This window comes from Aquamicrobium soli (assembly GCF_042646345.1).
GTDB lineage: Bacteria > Pseudomonadota > Alphaproteobacteria > Rhizobiales > Rhizobiaceae > Mesorhizobium > Mesorhizobium soli_A.
The window spans coordinates 134,286-153,620 of record NZ_JBHRTK010000006.1; the positions used below are offsets into that span (position 1 = coordinate 134,286).

A 19,335-nucleotide genomic window follows, 5' to 3' on the forward strand; every position below is an offset into this window, starting at 1 on the left:
GGAGAGAGTTTCGCATGGCGCCATCCAACAGTTTCCGCATTGCCGTCATCCCCGGCGACGGCATCGGCAAGGAAGTGATGCCCGAAGGCGTGCGCGTGCTGGAAAAGGCCGCCGCGCGTTTCGGCATCGGCCTGTCGTTCGACTGGTTCGACTTCGCCTCCTACGACTACTACGCCAGGCACGGCCAGATGATGCCCGACGATTGGAAGCAGAAGATCGGCTCGCACGACGCCATCTTCTTCGGCGCCGTGGGTTGGCCGGCGGGCGTTCCCGACCACGTCTCGCTGTGGGGCTCCCTGCTCCAGTTTCGGCGCGAATTCGACCAGTACGTCAACCTGCGGCCGGTGCGGCTGATGCCGGGCGTGCCGAGCCCGCTGGCCGGGCGCGGACCGGGCGACATCGACTTCTGGGTGGTGCGCGAGAACACCGAGGGCGAATATTCCTCCATCGGCGGCAAGATGTTCGCCGGCACCGAGCGCGAGGTGGTGATGCAGGAAACGGTGATGACGCGCATCGGCGTCGACCGGGTGCTCAAATTCGCCTTCGAGTTGGCCTCGAAGCGCGAGCGCAGGCACCTGACCTCGGCCACAAAGTCCAACGGCATCTCGATCAGCATGCCCTACTGGGACGAGCGGGTCGAGGAAATGGCCAAGGCCTACCCGGACGTGCGCTGGGACAAGTACCACATCGACATCCTGACGGCGCAGTTCGTGCTGCACCCCGACTGGTTCGACGTGGTGGTGGCTTCCAACCTGTTCGGCGACATCCTTTCGGATCTCGGGCCGGCCTGTACGGGAACGATCGGCATCGCGCCGAGCGCCAATATCAACCCTGAGCGCGCGTTTCCCTCGCTGTTCGAGCCGGTGCACGGCTCGGCGCCGGATATCGCCGGCAAGGGCATCGCCAACCCGATCGGTCAGATCTGGTCGGCGGCGATGATGCTCGACCATCTCGGACAGCCGGAAGCGGCGGCGGCGATCGTTGCCGCCATCGAAAAGGTGCTGTCCGATCCGGCCCGGCGTACCGCCGACCTCGGCGGCTCCGCCAACACGGTCGAATGCGGCAAGGCCGTGGCCGAGGCCCTGTAAGAACAAAACGTATCCGACAGGACAACGCCGCCGCTGGCTTCCCAGGCGGCGGCGTTTTTTCGTGTCAGGCTGCGGGCACGGCAGCGGTGGCCAGCACGGCAACGTCTTCCAGCTTCTCGATGTTCCAGCACAGGTCGCGCAACCGGGCCGCCGCCCCTGCCCCTAACACCGGATCGGCGAGGCCGCTGAACTTGGCGTCCAGGTCGGCATTGCTCATCGGTCGCGCCAGGCTGCCGATGGCGTGCTCGACATGCTTCTTCAAGACGCGCCCGTCGCTCAGCGTCACCGTGACGTGGCATTCGTCCTCGGCAATGGTGTTCGAAGCGACGGCGTGAACCTTGTCGCGCAGCGTCACCACCTGCGGATCGCGCACACGGCTGTCGGAATATTCCTCCTCGCCGGCCTTACCGTCGATGATGGCCACCGCCGCCGAGTGATAGACGCTGAACTTTCCTTCAAGGCCGACCTGCGGCGTCTTCTTGCCGGTCAGTTCCAGCACCAGTGGATCGACTTCGAGGTCGATGCGCTCGATCTCGTCGGCCTTCAGGCCGAACTCGTTGCGCAACTGGACGCAGCCGTCGATGATCGGATGGATGACGATGCCGCAAGCAAACGGTTTGTAGGTGTTGAGCGCGATCTCGAAGCTGTCGCCGAGGCCCTTGGTGATCTCGTCGAAATTGCGTTCGGTGGACATGACATGCGCAAAGCCGCGCGGCGCCTCCAGCACCCGGTTGGATGAGGTGAAGCCTCGCTCGGCCAGATGCGCGGCGAGCAGGCCGTTCTGCGCGGCGCGGCCTGGGTGGAAGCTCTTGCACATGGTGCCGAACATTTCGCGGAAGCCCGACGATTGCGTGCCGGCGATGCCGAGCGCCCAGATCATCTGCTGTTCGTTGAGCCCGAGCAGCTTGCCGGCCGCCGCCGCCGCGCCGAACACGCCGGCCGTCCCGGTGATGTGCCAGCCGATATCGTAGTGCGCCGGGTAGACGGCGTTGCCGATGCGGCATTCCACCTCGACGCCGAGGATAAAGGCATGAAGGAAGTCGCGCCCGCTCACCGGCTTCAGTTGCGCCATGCTGAGGATCGCCGACGCAATCGGTCCGGCCGGGTGGATGATGGTGCGCAGATGCGTGTCGTCGAAGTCGAAGACATGGCTGGAAATGCCGTTGAGCAGCGCCGCGTGCATAATGTCGAGCCGCTCGCCGCGACCGAGGACGGCCGCCTGCGGCTTGCCGGCGAACGGCGATATGGCGGCCAGCGCGATATCGACCGTCTCGTGGCGCGAGCCGCCGACGGCGCAGCCCATCCAGTTCAGGAACGAGCGCACCGCCTCCCGCCTGACGTTTTCGGGAACACTGTCGGCCGGCGCGGATACGACATAGCGGGCCAGGGTGGCGGTGACATCCATTGATAGCTCTCCTTCAGGTCTGCTTGGGGTCTGCTGGCCTCAAGCGGCCTGTGCCGCCCGGGCGATCTGTCCGGTGGTTGGACGGTCGATGAAAGCGGCGTGGCTCACGCCATGAAGACACCGCCGTTGACGTGGATCGTCTGGCCGGTGACGTAGCGGGCCTCGGGTCCGCTGAGATAGCGGACCAGCGAAGCCACTTCCTGCGGCGTGCCGCGCCGGCCGACCAGCGGCATCTTGCCGGCATGGTGGCCCGGTTCGGCGCCAGCGCGCACGGTATCGATGATGCCGGGCGACACGCAGTTGACGGTGATGCCGTCGCCGGCAAGGTCATGCGCCAGCGCCCGGGTGAAGCCGGCGACGCCGGCCTTGGCGGCCACGACATGGGCGCGGCCGGCAGCACCCGTATGCGCGGACATGCCGCCGAGGTTGACGATGGCCGCCTGGTCGGACTTCCGCAGGTGGGCAAGCGCGGCATGGCTGGTCAGGAACGCCCCGTCGAGGATGGTCGAGACGACCTCACGCCACTCGGCGAAACCGAGCGCCGAGAACGGGGTCTCGCGCCGGATCGCGGCGCTGTTGACGAGAATGTCGAGCCGGCCGAAATGCTCGACGGCGGCGGCGACAAGGGCTTCGGCACCGTCAGGGTCGGCGACATTGGCGAGCACGACCTTCGCCTGGCCACCGGCAGCCACGATCTCGGCCGCCACCGCATTGGCCTCGGCCTCGGAATGGCGCGCGTTCACGACCACCGCAGCCCCCGCGCGCGCGAATTCCAGCGCCATGGCCCGCCCGATGTTGCGGGCTGCCCCGGTCACCAGGGCGACCCGCCCTTCCAGTTCGCGCGTGGATTGCATCGCTATTCTCCCGAAGATGTGGCGGCCGCCGGCGCCGCCTCGTGCGGCAGGACCATGCGGCTCTTGCCGCTGAGGACATGGACATAGGCCGCCTCCATCGCGGTGGGCGCATCGCCGGCCTTCAGCGCATCGACGATACGGCGGTGCTCGACGTTGGAGATGGCCAGCCCGCCGCCCTGCAGCAGGGCACGCTCGCGGAACAGGTGCAGTTCCTTGATCAGTTCGGCATAGGCCCGGTGCAGCCGGCTGTTGCCGGCAAAGCGCAGGATGGAATCGTGGAATTCCAGATTGAGCGGGTAGTAATCATCGAGCGAATTGGTCGCGACCGCCGCTTCCATGCGCTCCAGCAGGCCCTCGAGCGTCGAAATCTGCTCGCGCGTCGCGCTCAGGGCAAGGATCCGGTTCGCCGCCGCAAACAGGCCGGCACGCACGTCGTAGAGTTCGGCCGCCTGCCGCTCGTCCATGCGGCGCATGAACACGCCGCGATTGGGGATATGTTCGAGCAGGCCTTTTTCCGCCAGTGCCCGGCACACCTCGCGCACGGGCCCGCGACTTACCGAAAACCGCGCGGCCAGCGCATTCTCGTTCAGCCGCTCGCCCGGCTGGAACTCGCCCGACAGCACCAGCGCCTCCAGTTCCCGCTGGAGAACGCTGGTCAGCGAATGGCTTTGCAGAAATTCCAATTGCGATCTCATGGGCCTGTGATCGTCTATTTACTGAAAACTGTCAACAGAATACAGTAAACGGAACGGCAGGATTCCTGCGCCTCGGCGTGCCTGTCCGGTACGCCGCGGCGCGCGCGGCGGACCCGGCAAGGACCCGGCCGCAGGCGAGGATGCGTCCCAAGTAGAACGGAGCCTTCATGTCCCAGGCCGACCCTCTCGCAGCGAAGCCCCCCGCACCGGTGCCGGGTTTCCTGGAGCTGTTTTTCGCCTTCACCAAGCTCGGCATCACCAGCATCGGCGGCGGTGTCAACGGCATGATGCATACCGAATTCGTGACCAACCGGCATTGGTTCACCGACGAGCAGTTCCTCTCGGGGCTGGCGCTCAGCCAGTCCCTGCCGGGGGTGAATGTGGCCAACCTCGCGCTCTGGCTCGGCTACCAGTGCCGCGGGGTCGCGGGCGCCATGGTCGCGCTGCCAGCGGTGCTGCTGCCGCCGGCCGTCACCATCATCCTCGTCGGCGACGTGGTGCTGAGGCTGAGCGCGATTTCGGCGATCGGGACGGCGCTGGCCGGCCTCGCCGTCGCGGCCACCGGCCTGTCGCTCTCCGTCGGCTACCTCGCCATGCGCTATGCCTGCACCGACCTCGCGGCCGTCGTGCTGTTCCTCGCCACCTTCATCGGCGCCACGGCCTTTCATGTCTCCGCGCTCGCAGTCGTCGCCGTGCTCGCCCCGATCGGCATCGCCATCGGTTTCCTGAAAGGCCGCCGCCCATGAAGGACGATAATCTCCTCCTCAGCATGTGCCTCGTCTTCGCGCCGCTGTCGCTGATGGCGATCGGCGGCGGCTCCTCCATCCTGGGCCAGTTGCAGTACAGCGTGGTCGACAGCCAGCAGTGGCTGACCAACAAGGCCTTCATGGACATGTTCGCCATTTCGCGCGTCGCGCCGGGGCCAGGCACCCTGATCGTGACGCTGATCGGGTGGCATCTTGCCGGCTGGCTGGGCGCGGTGCTGTCCACCATCGCCATCTTTGCGCCATCCTCCCTGCTTGTAGTGGCGATCGCCTATGTCTGGCACCGCCACCCCGATGCGGCGTGGCAAAAGGCCCTGATCTACGGCCTCGCGCCGCTGGCAGCCGGGCTGGTGCTGTCAAGCGTCCACGCCCTCTTGCAGCAGGCCCGGGGCGGCTGGATCGCATGGTGCGTGGCAATCCTCGTCGCCGGCGCGGCGCAAACGGTGCGCCTCGGCCCGCTCGCGCTGATGGGCCTCGGCGCGATCCTGTTCTGCGCATTGCTGGCAGTGGCCGGGTAGCAAGGCCCGCCGACAGGTGCCGTCCGAAAAAGTAGCGCCGATCTCGCCGATAGTTTTCAGTTAATCGTTGACAATTGACAGAATTGGGGGAACCTTTCCGGGTGAGGACGCAGGCGCACGGCCTGTGAAGGGAATGTTCGGAGGATCTATGGCCTTTGTGGAACTCGACCGGCTGACCAAGCGCTATGGCAGCGCCACGGTCGTCAACGAGGTGGATCTGGCGATCGACAAGGGAACCCTGGTGTGCCTGCTCGGCCCCTCCGGTTGCGGCAAGACCACCACGCTGCGCCTGATCGCCGGCTTCGTGCAGCCGTCGGACGGCCACATCCGGGTTGGCGGGCGAGTGGTATCCTCCCCTTCCGGCAGCGCGCCGCCCGAAGCGCGCAACATGTCGATGATCTTCCAGAGCTATGCGCTATGGCCGCACATGACGGTGTTCGAGAACGTCGCCTATGGCCTGCGGCTGCGCCACATGGCCAAAAGCGACATCGAGAGCAAGGCCCGCCGCATCCTGCAGGCGACCAAGCTGGAAAACCTCGCCGAACGCTACCCGGCGGAACTGTCGGGCGGCCAGCAGCAGCGCGTTTCGCTGGCCCGCGCGCTGGTCATCGAGCCGGAAACGCTGCTGCTCGACGAGCCGCTGTCCAACCTGGACGCCAATTTGCGCGAGGAAATGCGCTTCGAGATCCGCCGCCTCCACGACGAGTTCCGCTACACCACCGTCTATGTGACGCACGACCAGACCGAAGCGATGACGGCGGCCGACATTATCGTGGTGATGAACCAGGGCAATGTCGAGCAGGCCGGCTCGCCAGAGGACATCTACGAGCGGCCGCAGTCGGAATTCGTCGCCCAGTTCATAGGCGGCACCAATATCTTCAAGGGCAAGCGTGTGGGCGCCGACGCCGTCGATTGCGGCAACGGCCTCGTGCTCAGGTGCGGCAGCGGCGACTTCGCCGCCAGCGGCGAGACCGCGGTCTCCGTTCGCCATCACGACCTGCATCTCGTCGACAAGAAGCCCGAGGGCGACCCGACCAACTGGGCGACCGGCAAGGTCGTGCGCCAGGTCTATCTCGGCTCGCACCGCGACTACCTCATCAGTCTATCAGGTGGCGAAACCGTACGGGCGATCGCGCCCGTAGGACTCGCGATCCCGGAGAACCAGCAAGTTTGGCTTCATTGCCCACCTGATCGCTGCCGGGCACTCGCGCATTAAGGGAGAGAGAAATGCCGAAAATGAAAGTCGCAGCCGGCGCGCTCGTGGCCGCCATGGCCTGGAGCCAGATCACATGGGCCGCGCCGCCGGAGCCCTATGCGGTAACGGATGACCTGGTCGCAGCCGCGACCAAGGAGGGGACGGTCGTCTACTACACCTCTACGGACGTGCAGGTCGCCGAAAAGCTGGGCGCCGCCTTCGAAAAGCATTATCCCGGCATCAAGGTACAGGTCGAACGTGCCGGTTCGGAACGCGTGTTCCAGCGCATCGGCCAGGAATATTCCAGCGGCATCTACAACGCCGACGTGATCGAGACGTCCGACGCCTCGCATTTCCTGGTTTTCAAGGACCAGAACTGGCTGACCCCGGCCGTACCGGAGGACGTCGCCAAGCTGTGGCCGGAAAAGGACCGCGACCCCGACGGCATGTATGCCGCTTTCCGCGCGACATTGACCGTGATGGCCTATCGCTCCGACAAGGTCAGCGCGGAGGACGCCCCTAAGACCTGGACCGACCTGCTCGACCCCAAATACAAGGACAAGCTGGTCAAGTCGCATCCCGGCTACAGCGGCAACGTCATGACCGCCACCTATGCGCTCAGCCAACTTCTCGGCTGGGACTTCTTCGAGAAGCTAGGCAAGCAGGGCGTGATGCAGGTGCAGTCGTCGACCGAGCCGCCGAAGGTCCTGGCCCAGGGCGAGCGCTTCATCCAGGCCGACGGCAACGAGTACAACGTCTTCATGCTGCAGGATAAGGGCGTGCAGATCACGCCGATCTATCCGCCGGAAGGCACCTCGATCGCCTACGGCAATGCCGCCATCCTCTCGCATTCCGCGCATCCGAATGCCGCCAAGCTGTTCTACTCCTTCATGTTCTCGAAGGAAGCGCAGCAGCTGAACGACGATTTCGGCGGCCTCCGCTCGGTAAGGCCGGACGTGGTGGAAAAGTCGAACCGCACGCCGCTCTCCGAGATCAAGCTGCTCGATTCCGATCCGGCCGCCGTTCGCGACGCGATGGAAGAGATCAAGCAGAAGTACGAAGAGTATTTCGGCACCTGACCGCCCACGGCCCGGGAGGCAGGACGCGACGCGAGGGCAGGACAAGGGTGCCGGCGGCAGCCGCACTCTGCCCTGTCCTGCCGCTCGCGCCGCCAACGGCCTGCCGCGTCGACGACAGCAGCCTGCCGGCGCCCGGCAAAACGACGCAGGCAGGGTGCGGAATATCCGGCGGAGCCCGCCCCTGACCCAGACAGACCCGCGGCCCCCGGATGTTCCATCCCTTCAATCAAGCTCATAGGTGACAAAGGTGACCATCGCAGCAGTGTCCCCCGATCCGGTCTCCCGGCGGCGTCTCGGCCGGTTCGATCTGTCGACGCCGTTGTTCGCGCTGCTCGCCGTACTCCTGTGCGTGCTGGTCCTCTTGCCGCTGTTCTGGCTCGGCTACTACGCCCTCACCAACAAGGCCGGCTCCTTCACGCTCGCCAACCTGGCGCGGCTGTTCACCGACGCCACCATCCGCAGGGCCTTCCTGATCTCGCTGGCCATGGCCGGGTGCGTCGGCTTCTTTTCCTGCGTGGTGGCGACGCCGCTCGCCTGGCTGGTCGCCCGGACCGACATGCCGGGACAGCGCCTGGTGCGCAGCCTGGTCACCGCCTCCTTCGTCACGCCGCCCTTCCTCGGCGCCATCGCTTGGGCGATGCTGGCCGCGCCCAACAGCGGCATCCTCAACAACATCTACCGCTGGGTCTTCGGGCTCGACCAGTCACAGGCGCTGTTCAACATCTACACCTTCACCGGCCTCGTCTTCGCCATCACCTGCTATTCGTTCCCGTTCGTGTTCACGCTGGTCGCCAACGCCTTCGACAAGGTGCCTTCCGACCTCGAGGAAGCCTCCGCCATCCTCGGCGGCAAGCCGGGCAGGACGCTGTGGCGCATCACCCTGCCGATGGTGCTGCCGGCCATGCTCGCCGGCTCGCTCGTCGCCATCGTCCAGGCCTTCACCATGTTCGGCTCGCCGGCGATCCTGGCCCTGCCGGCCGGCTTCCACGTGCTCACCACCAAGATCTGGAGCTATTTCCAGTTCCCGCCGCGCCTAGACATGGCGGCGGCCAGCGCCGTGCCGCTCCTGATGGTGACGATGTTCCTTCTCTGGGGCCAGAAATGGATCCTCGGCCGCCGCGGCTACACCGTGCTCGGCGGCAAAAGCGGGGCGCCGCGGCGCATCAAGCTCGGCGCCTGGAAGTGGCTCGCCGGCCTCTACGTCCTGCTCATCCTGTGCGTGACGATCCTGTTCCCGTATCTCGCGCTGCTCAAGGTGGCGCTGACGCACAACCTGTCCGAGCCGCTGAGCTGGAGCGCGCTGACGCTGCACAATTTCTACTTCGTCCTGTTCGAGTTCTCCTCGACCAAGCTCGCCATCTGGAACACGCTGATCCTCGGCCTGTCCACGGCCACCATCGCCACCCTGATCGCGCTGGTGGTCGCCTACCTCGTCGCCCGCAGCGCGGTGCCCGGCTCCTCGCTGCTCGGCATGCTGGCGACGGCCCCGATCGCCATTCCCGGCATCGTGCTCGGCGTCGGCCTTTTCCTCGCCTACGCCAACCCGACCTTCGGTCTCTACGGAACGCTGTGGATTCTCCTGATCGCCTTCATGACCATCGAACTGCCGGCAGGCTACCAGCAGCTTTCCTCGGCCTTCCTCGGCGTGCATCCGGAACTGGAGGAAGCGAGCCGCATCCTCGGCGCCACCCGCCTCAAAACCCTGTGGCAGATCACGGCGCCGCTGTTGCGCACCAGCCTGGTGGCTGCGTGGTGCTTCGTCTTCATCGGCACGATCCGGGAGCTGTCGGCGACCATCCTTCTGACCACCGCCCCGACCAAGCTGGTCTCGGTCATCATCTACGACCTCAACGAAAGCGGCGACTACGGTGCCATCGCCGTGCTCGGCATCCTGCTGCTGGTCGTTTCGTTCACCGTGGTCTTCATCGCCAACCGGGTACCGGTGCTCGGCGGCGCCGGCCAGCGCAGCGGCGGCTGACATGGTATCGCAAGCAATTCCACAGCAATTGTCGCTGCATTGCTTGACAACGCGGTGTATCGTCCCGGTCATGATCTGTGGCTTGCGGTTGCAAAGGCTGCTTCGATAAGGGAGACAAGGCGTGGTTGATCGGCTCGCAAGTTGCTCATGGCCCAGGGGCCTGTTCGGGCGGACTTTCCAGACCGCGCTGCCCCTGATGACCGCCCGATGACAGATTGAGTGCCCATGGCTAAAGCAAGCGACACCACTGCAGACCTTTCTCCCATCGACTTCCTGCGCACGCGCTCGCTGGCGCATGTCGTCCAGCACGAGATCGAGCGGATGATCGTCGAGGGCGAATTCACGCCCAACGAGCGCATCAACGAGAACGCGCTGGCCCAGCAGCTCAAGGTTAGCCGCGGCCCGATCCGCGAGGCCTGCAGCGCGCTGGCGGCGCTCGGCCTCATCCAGGTCATCCCCAACCGCGGCTTTTTCGTCCGCGAACTCAGCGACGAGGAAGCCCGCGACGTCGCCGAGGCGCGCGCCTATGTGTTCGCCTGCATGATGATGAGCGTCGCCGAGCGCATCACCAGCAAGGAGATCGCCCGGCTGCGCGCGCTCGTCGACCGGATGGACGCGCTGGCGAAGGCGGGCGAGGTCAGCGACTATTACCCCGTCAATCTCGAATTCCACTCCGAACTGGCGAAAATGTGCGGCAACGAGCGGCTGGCGCAGATTTATCTCGGCCTCGCCCGCGAGCTCCATATCCAGCGTTATCGCGCGCTGGCCAGCGACGCCGTGCTCGACATCTCCAACCGCGAGCACCGCGCCATCCTCGACGCGGTGGCCGCACATGACCCGCAGCAGGCCTTCACGGCCGGCCGGGCCCATATCGTCAACGGCGCCAAGCGCACGCGCCGGGCAACGGAAGCGCTCCGTCACGGGGCCGACTGACCTTCAGGACGCCGCAGCCGGCAGGAAACCCTCGCCGTCTCCGGCCGCGCGGCGGCCGTCCGAGCCGGCCTGACGGCCAATAGTCGACGTTACTGTAGACAAAAAATTGTTGACAGTTTACCAAAACTAGCCTCCTAGTCGAAGGACATCGCTGATCCTCCGGCGGATTCGGGACAGGCTCCCGCGCCGAGGCATGGCAGTCAAACAGAGAGGAAGAACGATGCACGCCGTCGTAGAAAAAGGCCTGACCCGTTACGTGGCTGAATTTGTCGTGGGCACCGGCCTCCGGGACCTGCCTGACGACGTCGTGGCGCTCGGCAAGAAGTCGATCCTCGACGGCATCGGCCTCGCCTTGTCCGGCTCGGTGGCGCATAGCGGCGCGCTGGTGCGCCGCCATCTCGACGACCTCGGTCTGGCGCCGGGGTCCGCCACGGTGATCGGCGCCGGCCGCAAGGTCGCCCCGCGCTTCGCTGCCTTTGCCAATGGCGTCGGCATCCACGCCGACGACTATGACGACACCCAGCTGGCGGTGGCCGCGGACCGTGTCTACGGCCTGCTGACCCACCCGACCGCGCCCGCCCTGCCCGCAGCACTCGCCATGGGCGAAACGCTCGGTGCGTCGGGCGCCGCGGTCATGCTCGCCTATCACCTCGGCGTCGAGGTCGAGTGCAAGATCGCCGAGGCGATCGCGCCGCGCCACTACCAGACCGGCTTCCACGCGACCGCCACCTGCGGCACCTTCGCCGCCGCCTCCGCCGCCGCCTCGCTGCTCGGCCTCGACGTGGAGACCACGGCGCGCGCGCTGTCCATCGCCGGCAGCCAGTCGGCCGGCCTGCGCGAGAACTTCGGCACCATGACTAAGCCGTTCCATGCCGGCCGCTCGTCCGAAAGCGGTGTCGCGGCAGCCCAGTTCGCCGCCATCGGCTGGACGGCCACCGACAAGATCCTCGAAGCCCCGCGCGGCTTCTTCAGCGCCGCCGGCGGCGGCTACGATGCCGACGCGATCCGCAACCGTCTCGGCGACCCGTGGACCTTCGCCAACCCCGGCGTGTCGATCAAGCCGCATCCGTCGGGCTCGCTGACTCATCCCGGCATGACGGAAATGGCGCGCCTCATCCGCGAGCACGACATCAAGGCCGCGGACGTTAAGCATGTGCGCATCGGGACCAATTCCAACATGCCGAACGCCCTGATCCACCACCGCCCGCAGGACGAACTGCAGGCCAAGTTCTCTATGGAATTCTGCATGGCCATCCTGCTCCTCGACCGCAAGGCCGGCCTTGGCGAGTTCACAGACGCCACCACCCAGCGCGAGGACGTCAAGGCGATGATCGAAAAGGTGGACTTCGTCGTCGACGACAAGGCGGAAAAGGCCGGCTACCACAAGATGACGACCATCATCGACATCACCCTGAACGACGGCCGCGTCATTCACGGCGAGGCCGATTTCGGCAAGGGCAGCCCCGCAAACCCTATGAGCTACGACGAGGTGGCCAACAAGTTCCGCGAGAATGCCGACCATGCCCGCCTTTCCCGCGCCGCCGTCGACGAGGTCGTCTCGCTGGTGCGCGATCTCGAGAGTCAGCCCTCGCTCGAACGCCTGATGGCGCTCGTCGCCAAGGCGGGCTGAGCCCACCGGCATCCACGAGGCATAACAGGAAAAGGGCGGACGGAAATGGCGCACCTGACGATCGGCATCCTCAACGGCGACGACATCGGCCACGAAATCGTGCCGGCATCGGTGCGCATCGCCAAGGCCGCCGCCGCCCGCACCGGCCTGGCCATCGACTGGCGGCCGATGCCCATCGGCCACCGCGCGCTCGATACGCTCGGAACCACCATGCCCGAGGACACGCTGGACAAGCTGTCGGTGCTCGACGGCTTCATCCTCGGGCCGATCGGGCATCGCGCCTATCCGAAGGTGCCGGGCGCCATCAATCCGCACCCGATCCTGCGCAAGCATTTCGGCCTGTTCGCCAATGTCAGGCCGACGCGCTCCTATCCCGGCATCGGGGGGCTGTTCGACGATGTCGACCTGATCATCGTGCGGGAAAACAACGAAGGCTTCCAGCCCGACCGCAACGTCGTGGCCGGCTCCGGCGAGTTCCGCCCGACCCACGACACCACCATCTCGGTGCGCGTCATCACCCGCTCCGGCAGCTACCGCGTGGCCAAGGCAGCGCTCGAACTCGCCCGCAACCGCCGCAGGAAGCTCACTCTGGTCCACAAGGACACGGTGTTCAAGCTCGGCTGCGGCATGTTCGTGGAAGAATGCTACAACGCCGCGAAGGAGTTCCCCGACGTCGAGGTCGACGAGGTCATCGTCGACACCTTCGCCATGCGTCTTCTGCGCGACCCGCAGACCTTCGACGTCGTCGTCACCACCAACATGTTCGGCGACATATTGAGCGACGAGGCGGCCGGCCTTGTCGGTGGGCTCGGCATGGCGCCCGGCCTGTGCATCGGCGAAGGCAACATCGCCATGGCACAGGCAGCGCACGGATCGGCCCCCGACATCGCCGGCAAGGGCATCGTCAATCCCTACGCGATGATCGAATCCACCCGCATGCTACTGGAGTGGCTGGGTCACAACCGCGGCATCGACGAAGCTGTAAAGGCCGCTGCCCTGATGCAGAAGGCCACGGTGGCAGCCCTTGCCCGGCCCGAGACCCGCACCGGCGACATCCGCGGCACCACCGACACGGAAGGCATGACCCGCGCCATCCTGGCGGGCATCGAGAAGGAAACCGAAAATGTCCTCGCATAAGATCGCCGTCATCGGCGGTGACGGCATCGGCACGGAAGTGGTCGAGGCCGGCGTCAAGGTGCTGGAAGCGCTGGCGGCGCTGGAGCCGGACCTCGCCTTCGATTTCGAGCGCTTCGACTGGGGATCGGACTACTACCGACGCACCGGCCGCATGATGGCCGAGGACGGGCTGGAAAAGATCAGGCACGCCGATGCGATCTATTTCGGCTCGGTCGGCGACCCGGACCTTCCCGACGACATCACGCTGTGGGGGCTGAGGCTCGCCATCTGCCAGGGCTTCGACCAGTACGCCAATGTCCGCCCGACGCGCCTGCTGCCGGGGCTGACTGGGCCGCTGCGCCCCGAACTCGGCAGGGAGATCGACTGGGTGATCGTGCGCGAGAACAGCGAAGGCGAATATGCCGGCGTCGGCGGGCGCGCCCATCGCGGCCTGCCGATCGAGGTCGGCATGGACGTCGCCGTCTTTACCCGCGCCGGCATCGAGCGCATTGCTCGCTTTGCCTGCGACCTCGCCTCGTCGCGCCCGCGCAAGCTGCTCACCGTCGTCACCAAGTCCAACGCCCAGCGCCACGGCATGGTGCTGTGGGACGAGGTGGTGCGCGAAGTGATCCGCGATTATCCGCATCTGACGGTCGACTGGATGCTGGTCGACGCCATGACCCAGCGCATGGTCAACAAGCCCGGCAGCATCGACACGGTGCTGGCCACCAACCTTCACGCCGACATCCTGTCGGACCTCGCCGCCGCCCTCGGCGGGTCGCTCGGCATCGGCTCCACCGCCAATATCGACCCTTCGCGCGCACGCCCCTCGATGTTCGAGCCGATCCACGGCTCGGCCTTCGACATCATGGGCAAGGGCATCGCCAATCCGCTCGGCTCGTTCTGGACCGCCTGCCTGATGCTGGAGCACCTGGGCGAGAAGGCCGCTGCCGGCCGGCTGATGGCCGCCATCGAAACGGTAACGGCGCGCGGCGAGCACCTGAGCCCCGACCTCGGCGGGTCCGCCAACACGGCCGAGGTGACGGATGCGGTGATCGCGGCGCTTCGCGGCGACAACGCCTGACCGCTGTTCGGCGGCCGGAAGCTAATTTCGCCGGCCTCCGAAATGAAGCTTCTATGTTCTGCCCTGGCGGTGCTAAACAGCCGCCAGATAGGTAGACAGGGGCAGCCATGGACAGCGTTAGCATCCTCGACAAGCTGATCGCGTTCGCGACCGTCAGCCGGGATTCCAACCTCGACCTCATCCGTTACGTCGCGGAACTGCTGGAAGCGCACGGCATAGAAAGCCAGGTCATCCCCAGCGAGGACGGCCACAAGGCGAATCTTTTCGCCACGATCGGCCCCGCCGCCATGGCCGGCGTCATGCTGTCCGGCCACACCGACGTGGTTCCCGTCGACGGGCAGGACTGGACGCTGCCGCCCTTCGAGATGACCCGGCGCGACGGCAGGCTGTACGGCCGCGGCGCCGCCGACATGAAGGGGTTCGTCGCCTGCGCGATTTCAGCCTGCATCAAGGCATCGAAACTGCCGCTCAAGACCCCGCTTCACCTGGCCCTGTCCTATGACGAGGAAGTGGGCTGCATCGGCGTGCGCAGCCTGATCGAAATGCTGCAGGATGCGCCGCAGCGGCCGTTACTGTGCATCGTCGGCGAGCCGACCAACATGCAGGTGGCGACCGGCCACAAGGGCAAGATCGGCGCGCGCGCCGTGTGCCGGGGTCGCGAGGGCCATTCGGCGCTGGCGCCGCTGGCGCTCAACGCCATCCACCTCGGTTGCGACTTCGTCGCGGCCCTTCGTGCCGAACAGGAAAGGCTGGCCACGCAGGGGGCTCGCGATGGCGACTACGACATCCCCTACACCACCGTCCACGTCGGCAAGATGAACGCCGGCGTCGCGCTCAACATCGTTCCCAACCTGTGCACGCTCGATTTCGAAATCCGCAACATTGCGGCCGACGACGCCTCGGCCATCCTCGATCGGCTGCGTGCCGAGGCGAAGCGCATCGTCACGGCCGCGTCTTCGGCCGCGCCGGAAGCCGCGATCGATATCGAGATTTTCAACACCTATCCCGGCCTCGACACGCCGGCCGTTTCGCAGGCCGTCGCCTTCGTGAAGTCGCTCACCGGCGCCAACGGCACCATCAAGGTGGCCTACGGCACGGAAGGCGGGTTCTTCAGCCGCGACGTGGGCGTACCGACCGTGGTTTGCGGGCCGGGCTCCATGGCGCAGGGGCACAAGCCGGACGAGTTCGTCAGCGTCGAGCAGTTGAACCGCTGCGACGACATGCTGGAGAAGCTGCTCGACCGGCTGGCCGAAGACACGCCGCTGGCAATCTAGGGCACCGCTAACCCAACCCCGTCACTCGTCGCCCGGCACGCCGTAGCTCGGGGCTTCGGTGGGATTGATGGCTCGGGTCACATAGGCGTCGAGCTGCGGCTTGTAGAGTTCCCAGATCGTCGCCAGCTGCTCGACCGGGCAATCGTCGGTCCAGTCGCAACGCAGGTCGGCGACCGGCCAGGCGACGTCGCGCACCAGCTTCATGCCGGCCGAGTGCACCGGGCCCGCCTCCCCGCCGGCCTTCAGCGCGGCGCGCATGGCAGCGATGATGCGGTCGCCGAGATGGCCTTCCGAAGCGATAAACGCATCGACCATCGCCTGCGGCACGCCGTCATGGGCAAGCAGGTTGCCGCCGCAGGCGACGTTATCCGCCCGCGCCTGCGACCAGATGCCGAGGGCTTTGGGGCCGGAATGGATGGCGCTGAGGCCGCTCGCATCGACGGCGAGCACCTGCCGGTAGTCGGTATGCGAGCCGGTGCGCTTGAGGATGGCGATCGTCTCGGCCGCCGAGGCGCCCCGCGCCATCAGTTCGAGCCCGCGCGTGCCCAGCGTCGGGTCGGTGACGTTCTGGCTGGCGACCGCGCCGACGCCGGCCTGCGCATAGGCGCAGCGCGCCGCAACCGCCGGCGAGGAAGACGAGACGGCGACGCCGAACATGCCGGTCTTGGCGCAGCGCGCGACGATGGAGAAGGTCATGGCGCTCAGTCCGGAATGACGGCGGTGCCGTCGATCTCGACCAGCCAGTTCGGACGGGCCAGCGCCGAGACCACCAGCCCGGTCGAAACCGGATGCACGCCTTTGATATATTCGCCCATGGTGCGGTAGACCGCCTCGCGATGGCGCACGTCGGTGATGTAGACCACCACCTTGACCAGATGCTCCATGCCGCCGCCGCACTCCTCGAGCAGTTGCCGGATGTTCTGCATGACCTTGTGGGTCTGCTCGACCGGGTCGTGGCTGCCGATGTCCTTGGCCGTGTCGAGGTCCTGCGGGCACTGGCCCCGGAGATAGACGGTCCTGCCGCCGCGGGTGACGACCGCCTGGCACAGGTCGTTGTCGAGCTTCTGCTCGGGATAGGTGTCCTTGGTGTTGAACTTGCGGATTCGGGTATGCGCCATCGTGTTCTCCCTGAAAATCTGGCCTTTGCTACCGCCGCTCGGCCGCATGGCGGGCAGCTTCGTGATATTCCCGGTATTTGCGCCGCGTCGCGATGCGGTCCGCTACATGCTTGGCGTCGTGCCAGACACCCCAGATGAAACTGGAGCCTCGACGGGCCTGCCACGGCAGGCCGAGGAAGTAGATGCCGGGCTCGGCGGAGACGCCGCGCTGGTGTTTTGGCCGCCCCTTGTCGTCAAAGGCATCGACCTTCAGCCAGCCATAGTCGAGACCGTAGCCCGTCGCCCAGATGATGGAGGTGACGCCGGCTCCGGCCAAATCGAGCTCCAGCACCGGATCGGTCATGCAGGATGGGTCAGCCTCGATGCGGCGGGCGTCCGGCTCTGCCGGCAGGTCGAGGCCGTTGGCCGCGATATAGGCGTCGGCCTCGTCCAGCAGCGCCATCAGATTGGCATCGCCGCGCGCGATATTCTCGTTAAGGTCGGGCGCGAACGTCAGCACGCCGTCCCGATAGGCTTGCGTGCGGCCGACCAGGATCATGCCGTGATGGGCAAGGCGGCGGAAATCGATCGTCTCGCCGCCGCGCGCGCCGCTGACCGCGATGGTGACATGCTCGGTGCCGGGGCCCGGCGTCTCCATGTCCCATTTGCCGAGCACGCCCAGCCACCAGCAGAAGTCGCGGCCGCGATAGGCGCGCGGCGGCCGGTCGTGCGGGCCGACCGACAGATAGACGCGCCGCCCCGAGCGCAGCAGCTCGTCGGCGATCTGGACCCCGGAGGATCCGGCGCCGACGACCAGCACCGCGCCGTCCGGCAATTGCTGGGGATTGTAGTAGGCGTTGGAATGGACCTGCACCAACCCGGCGCTTTCGGGCACGATGGCCGGCATGATCGGGCGCTGGAACGGACCGGTTGCAGCCACCACGCTGTCGGCTTCGATCACGCCTTCGGAAGTCTCGACCCGGAAACCCGGCCGTCCGGCAAGCCGGCGCACTTCCCTGACCTCGACGCCGCAGCGCACGGGCGCGCCGATCATCTCGGCATAGGCGGCGAAATAGTCGGCGACCTCATCCTTGGGCGGAAAACCGTCCGGGCCGGTGACGGGAAACTCCATCCCCGGAAAGCGATCGTGCCACGCCGGGCCGTTGGCCACCAGCGAATCCCACCTCCCGGTTCGCCAGCGCTCGGCGATGCGGTGGCGCTCGAGCACCAGATGCGGGACCCCGCACTGGCTCAGGTGCTCGCTCATCGCTATCCCTGCCTGGCCAGCCCCTACGACAAGCGTATCCACCCTTTCGACTGACATTCCAGCGCCCTTTCTGGTGACGATACGAGTGTCACCGCTGCTTGCAAAGCCCCGTATGCGATTGCGAAAATTCCTGCGCGCGCCCCATGCGGAAACTCAGCGTCCTGCACGCGGCGATGTCGGTCGCGCCCGCCTGCGCCATGACGCCCCTCAATTCTGCCTGGAACATCCTTGCCAGATGGACCGGCCCTCCCGCTCCCAGCGCCGCCGTCGCGGCGAGGAAGGGCCGGCCGGCGAAGACGAAGTCGGCGCCGCAGGCGAGCGCCCGCAGGATATCGAGCCCGGAGTGGATGGAGCCGTCCAGCATGACGGAAACCTGGCCGCCGACACGGCGCTTCATATCCTGCACCATGTCGATGGCGGCAGGTGCGGCATCGAACTGGCGGCCGCCATGGTTGGAGATGATGATGCCGTCGATGCCGAGGCCCGCCGCATGCTCCGCATCGTCCGCATGCTGGATGCCCTTCAGCACCAGCGGCCCCGGCCATCTGTCGCGGATGCGCTTGATGAGGTCCCAGGTCATGGCGCCGGCCATATGCCGGTCGACATAGCCGGCGACGTCGCCGGGCCGCGCGCGCCCCTTCACATAGGGAACGAAATTGGCGAAACGCGGCTGTCCGTTGCGAAGCGTGGAAAGCGCCCAGGCCGGCGCCCGCGCCACGTCGTAGACGGTCCTCCAGGTCGGTCGGAACGGCACGGTCAGCCCGTTGCGCAGGTCGCGCAGGCGCTTCTGCCGCGTCGGCGTGTCCAGCGTAAGGACCAGCGCATGCGCGCCCGCCCGCGAACCGCGGTCGACCATGTCCAGCGTCACCCGATAGTCGTCCTGCGGCACCGCGTAGAGCTGCAGCCACACCACGCCCGGCGCGATGCGCGCGATCGTCTCGATATCCGTGTTGGCGACCATGGAAAGCACGAACGGAATGCCGGCTTTTTGCGCGGCTGCCGCCATGGCGTCGTCGGCATTGGGCCAGACCAGCCCCGCCAGTCCCATGGGGGAGATGCCGAGCGGCATCGCATAGTCGCGCCCGAACAGCGAGGCGGCCGACGACACGGCCGCGACGTCGATCCCGTAGCGCGGGACGATCTCGATCGCGTCCAGCGCCTGCCGGTTGCGGTCGATGCACAACTCGTCGCCGACGCCGCCTTCGAGATAGTCGAAGGCGAAGCGCGGGCTGCGCCGCTTCGCCCGCTCCATCAGCGACCGGAAGCCCGGATACCGCCTGAGCAGCGCGGCCTCGGCGCCGCTGGAGGCGCCTGCGCCCCAGCCCGTGCCGCCCTGCTCCTGTTTAGGACCGCTCATG

At 66.6% G+C, this 19,335-nt stretch carries 18 protein-coding genes; 11 read left to right on the forward strand and 7 right to left on the reverse strand.

The window, feature by feature from the left end:
- Positions 1-14: 14 nt before the first annotated feature.
- Positions 15-1,088 (forward strand): tartrate dehydrogenase, encoded by a 1,074-nt coding sequence (locus tag ACFOHJ_RS05865; RefSeq protein ID WP_378219451.1) that lies wholly within the window; start codon positions 15-17, stop codon positions 1,086-1,088.
- A gap of 64 nt (positions 1,089-1,152) precedes the next feature.
- On the opposite strand, the gene ACFOHJ_RS05870 is transcribed toward ACFOHJ_RS05865, so the two are convergent.
- From ACFOHJ_RS05870 to ACFOHJ_RS05880, 3 genes are all read right to left on the reverse strand, one after another.
- Complete coding sequence (locus tag ACFOHJ_RS05870) at positions 1,153-2,493, reverse strand: MmgE/PrpD family protein (RefSeq protein WP_378219452.1); 1,341 nt, start codon at positions 2,491-2,493, stop codon at positions 1,153-1,155.
- A gap of 104 nt (positions 2,494-2,597) precedes the next feature.
- Positions 2,598-3,347 (reverse strand): SDR family oxidoreductase, encoded by a 750-nt coding sequence (locus tag ACFOHJ_RS05875; RefSeq protein WP_378219454.1) that lies wholly within the window; start codon positions 3,345-3,347, stop codon positions 2,598-2,600.
- Between the two features lie 2 nt (positions 3,348-3,349).
- Positions 3,350-4,030 carry an FCD domain-containing protein gene (locus ACFOHJ_RS05880; protein ID WP_378219456.1) on the reverse strand — a complete coding sequence of 227 codons (681 nt, stop codon included), beginning with the start codon at positions 4,028-4,030 and terminating at the stop codon, positions 3,350-3,352.
- Positions 4,031-4,209: 179 nt separating this feature from the next.
- Between ACFOHJ_RS05880 and ACFOHJ_RS05885 the strand changes: the two genes are divergently transcribed.
- From ACFOHJ_RS05885 to argE, 10 genes are all read left to right on the forward strand, one after another.
- Positions 4,210-4,788 carry a chromate transporter gene (locus tag ACFOHJ_RS05885; protein ID WP_378219458.1) on the forward strand — a complete coding sequence of 193 codons (579 nt, stop codon included), beginning with the start codon at positions 4,210-4,212 and terminating at the stop codon, positions 4,786-4,788.
- A complete protein-coding gene (locus ACFOHJ_RS05890; RefSeq protein WP_378219460.1) occupies positions 4,785-5,324 on the forward strand; it encodes a chromate transporter in 540 nt (179 codons plus the stop codon). The genes ACFOHJ_RS05885 and ACFOHJ_RS05890 overlap by 4 nt, the downstream gene beginning before the upstream one ends.
- Positions 5,325-5,472: 148 nt before the next feature.
- Positions 5,473-6,540: an ABC transporter ATP-binding protein gene (locus tag ACFOHJ_RS05895; RefSeq protein WP_378219462.1), complete on the forward strand. Its 1,068-nt coding sequence runs from the start codon at positions 5,473-5,475 to the stop codon at positions 6,538-6,540.
- An 11-nt stretch (positions 6,541-6,551) separates the two neighbouring features.
- Positions 6,552-7,598 (forward strand): ABC transporter substrate-binding protein, encoded by a 1,047-nt coding sequence (locus ACFOHJ_RS05900; protein ID WP_378219464.1) that lies wholly within the window; start codon positions 6,552-6,554, stop codon positions 7,596-7,598.
- A gap of 247 nt (positions 7,599-7,845) precedes the next feature.
- A complete protein-coding gene (locus ACFOHJ_RS05905; protein WP_378219466.1) occupies positions 7,846-9,576 on the forward strand; it encodes an ABC transporter permease in 1,731 nt (576 codons plus the stop codon).
- A gap of 225 nt (positions 9,577-9,801) precedes the next feature.
- Entirely contained in the window at positions 9,802-10,509 is a 708-nt protein-coding gene (locus tag ACFOHJ_RS05910) for an FCD domain-containing protein (protein ID WP_378219468.1), read from the forward strand.
- Positions 10,510-10,729: 220 nt separating this feature from the next.
- Positions 10,730-12,139, forward strand: a complete 1,410-nt coding sequence (locus ACFOHJ_RS05915) for an MmgE/PrpD family protein (RefSeq protein ID WP_378219470.1) — start codon at positions 10,730-10,732, stop codon at positions 12,137-12,139.
- Positions 12,140-12,184: 45 nt separating this feature from the next.
- Positions 12,185-13,276: an isocitrate/isopropylmalate dehydrogenase family protein gene (locus tag ACFOHJ_RS05920; RefSeq protein WP_378219472.1), complete on the forward strand. Its 1,092-nt coding sequence runs from the start codon at positions 12,185-12,187 to the stop codon at positions 13,274-13,276.
- On the forward strand, positions 13,263-14,339 hold the full coding sequence (locus ACFOHJ_RS05925; RefSeq protein ID WP_378219474.1) for a tartrate dehydrogenase: 1,077 nt from the start codon (positions 13,263-13,265) through the stop codon (positions 14,337-14,339). Before ACFOHJ_RS05920 ends, ACFOHJ_RS05925 begins: the two co-directional genes overlap by 14 nt.
- Positions 14,340-14,446: 107 nt before the next feature.
- Positions 14,447-15,613, forward strand: a complete 1,167-nt coding sequence (gene argE, locus ACFOHJ_RS05930; RefSeq protein WP_378219476.1) for an acetylornithine deacetylase — start codon at positions 14,447-14,449, stop codon at positions 15,611-15,613.
- Positions 15,614-15,634: 21 nt separating this feature from the next.
- On the opposite strand, the gene ACFOHJ_RS05935 is transcribed toward argE, so the two are convergent.
- Genes ACFOHJ_RS05935 through ACFOHJ_RS05950 form a run of 4 tightly spaced genes read right to left on the reverse strand, consistent with a single transcriptional unit; the run spans position 15,635 to position 19,334 of the window.
- On the reverse strand, positions 15,635-16,309 hold the full coding sequence (locus ACFOHJ_RS05935) for a DUF1028 domain-containing protein (RefSeq protein WP_378219478.1): 675 nt from the start codon (positions 16,307-16,309) through the stop codon (positions 15,635-15,637).
- A 5-nt stretch (positions 16,310-16,314) separates the two neighbouring features.
- The gene (locus ACFOHJ_RS05940; protein ID WP_378219480.1) at positions 16,315-16,731 is read right to left on the reverse strand and encodes a RidA family protein; all 417 of its coding nucleotides are present in this window, start codon (positions 16,729-16,731) and stop codon (positions 16,315-16,317) included.
- A 28-nt stretch (positions 16,732-16,759) separates the two neighbouring features.
- Positions 16,760-18,034, reverse strand: coding sequence for a flavin-containing monooxygenase (locus ACFOHJ_RS05945; RefSeq protein ID WP_378219482.1), 1,275 nt, complete (start codon positions 18,032-18,034; stop codon positions 16,760-16,762).
- Between the two features lie 31 nt (positions 18,035-18,065).
- Positions 18,066-19,334 (reverse strand): alpha-hydroxy acid oxidase, encoded by a 1,269-nt coding sequence (locus ACFOHJ_RS05950; protein ID WP_378219484.1) that lies wholly within the window; start codon positions 19,332-19,334, stop codon positions 18,066-18,068.
- Position 19,335 lies beyond the last annotated feature (1 nt).

What these genes read in the sequence shown, in the direction of transcription:
- ACFOHJ_RS05865 (WP_378219451.1), top strand. Translation starts at nt 15, where the DNA reads ATGGCGCCATCCAACAGTTTCCGCATTGCCGTCATCCCCGGCGACGGC.
- ACFOHJ_RS05870 (WP_378219452.1), bottom strand. Translation starts at nt 2,493, where the DNA reads ATGGATGTCACCGCCACCCTGGCCCGCTATGTCGTATCCGCGCCGGCC.
- ACFOHJ_RS05875 (WP_378219454.1), bottom strand. Translation starts at nt 3,347, where the DNA reads ATGCAATCCACGCGCGAACTGGAAGGGCGGGTCGCCCTGGTGACCGGG.
- ACFOHJ_RS05885 (WP_378219458.1), top strand. Translation starts at nt 4,210, where the DNA reads ATGTCCCAGGCCGACCCTCTCGCAGCGAAGCCCCCCGCACCGGTGCCG.
- ACFOHJ_RS05890 (WP_378219460.1), top strand. Translation starts at nt 4,785, where the DNA reads ATGAAGGACGATAATCTCCTCCTCAGCATGTGCCTCGTCTTCGCGCCG.
- ACFOHJ_RS05895 (WP_378219462.1), top strand. Translation starts at nt 5,473, where the DNA reads ATGGCCTTTGTGGAACTCGACCGGCTGACCAAGCGCTATGGCAGCGCC.
- ACFOHJ_RS05900 (WP_378219464.1), top strand. Translation starts at nt 6,552, where the DNA reads ATGCCGAAAATGAAAGTCGCAGCCGGCGCGCTCGTGGCCGCCATGGCC.
- ACFOHJ_RS05910 (WP_378219468.1), top strand. Translation starts at nt 9,802, where the DNA reads ATGGCTAAAGCAAGCGACACCACTGCAGACCTTTCTCCCATCGACTTC.
- ACFOHJ_RS05915 (WP_378219470.1), top strand. Translation starts at nt 10,730, where the DNA reads ATGCACGCCGTCGTAGAAAAAGGCCTGACCCGTTACGTGGCTGAATTT.
- ACFOHJ_RS05920 (WP_378219472.1), top strand. Translation starts at nt 12,185, where the DNA reads ATGGCGCACCTGACGATCGGCATCCTCAACGGCGACGACATCGGCCAC.
- ACFOHJ_RS05925 (WP_378219474.1), top strand. Translation starts at nt 13,263, where the DNA reads ATGTCCTCGCATAAGATCGCCGTCATCGGCGGTGACGGCATCGGCACG.
- argE (WP_378219476.1), top strand. Translation starts at nt 14,447, where the DNA reads ATGGACAGCGTTAGCATCCTCGACAAGCTGATCGCGTTCGCGACCGTC.
- ACFOHJ_RS05935 (WP_378219478.1), bottom strand. Translation starts at nt 16,309, where the DNA reads ATGACCTTCTCCATCGTCGCGCGCTGCGCCAAGACCGGCATGTTCGGC.
- ACFOHJ_RS05940 (WP_378219480.1), bottom strand. Translation starts at nt 16,731, where the DNA reads ATGGCGCATACCCGAATCCGCAAGTTCAACACCAAGGACACCTATCCC.
- ACFOHJ_RS05945 (WP_378219482.1), bottom strand. Translation starts at nt 18,034, where the DNA reads ATGTCAGTCGAAAGGGTGGATACGCTTGTCGTAGGGGCTGGCCAGGCA.
- ACFOHJ_RS05950 (WP_378219484.1), bottom strand. Translation starts at nt 19,334, where the DNA reads ATGAGCGGTCCTAAACAGGAGCAGGGCGGCACGGGCTGGGGCGCAGGC.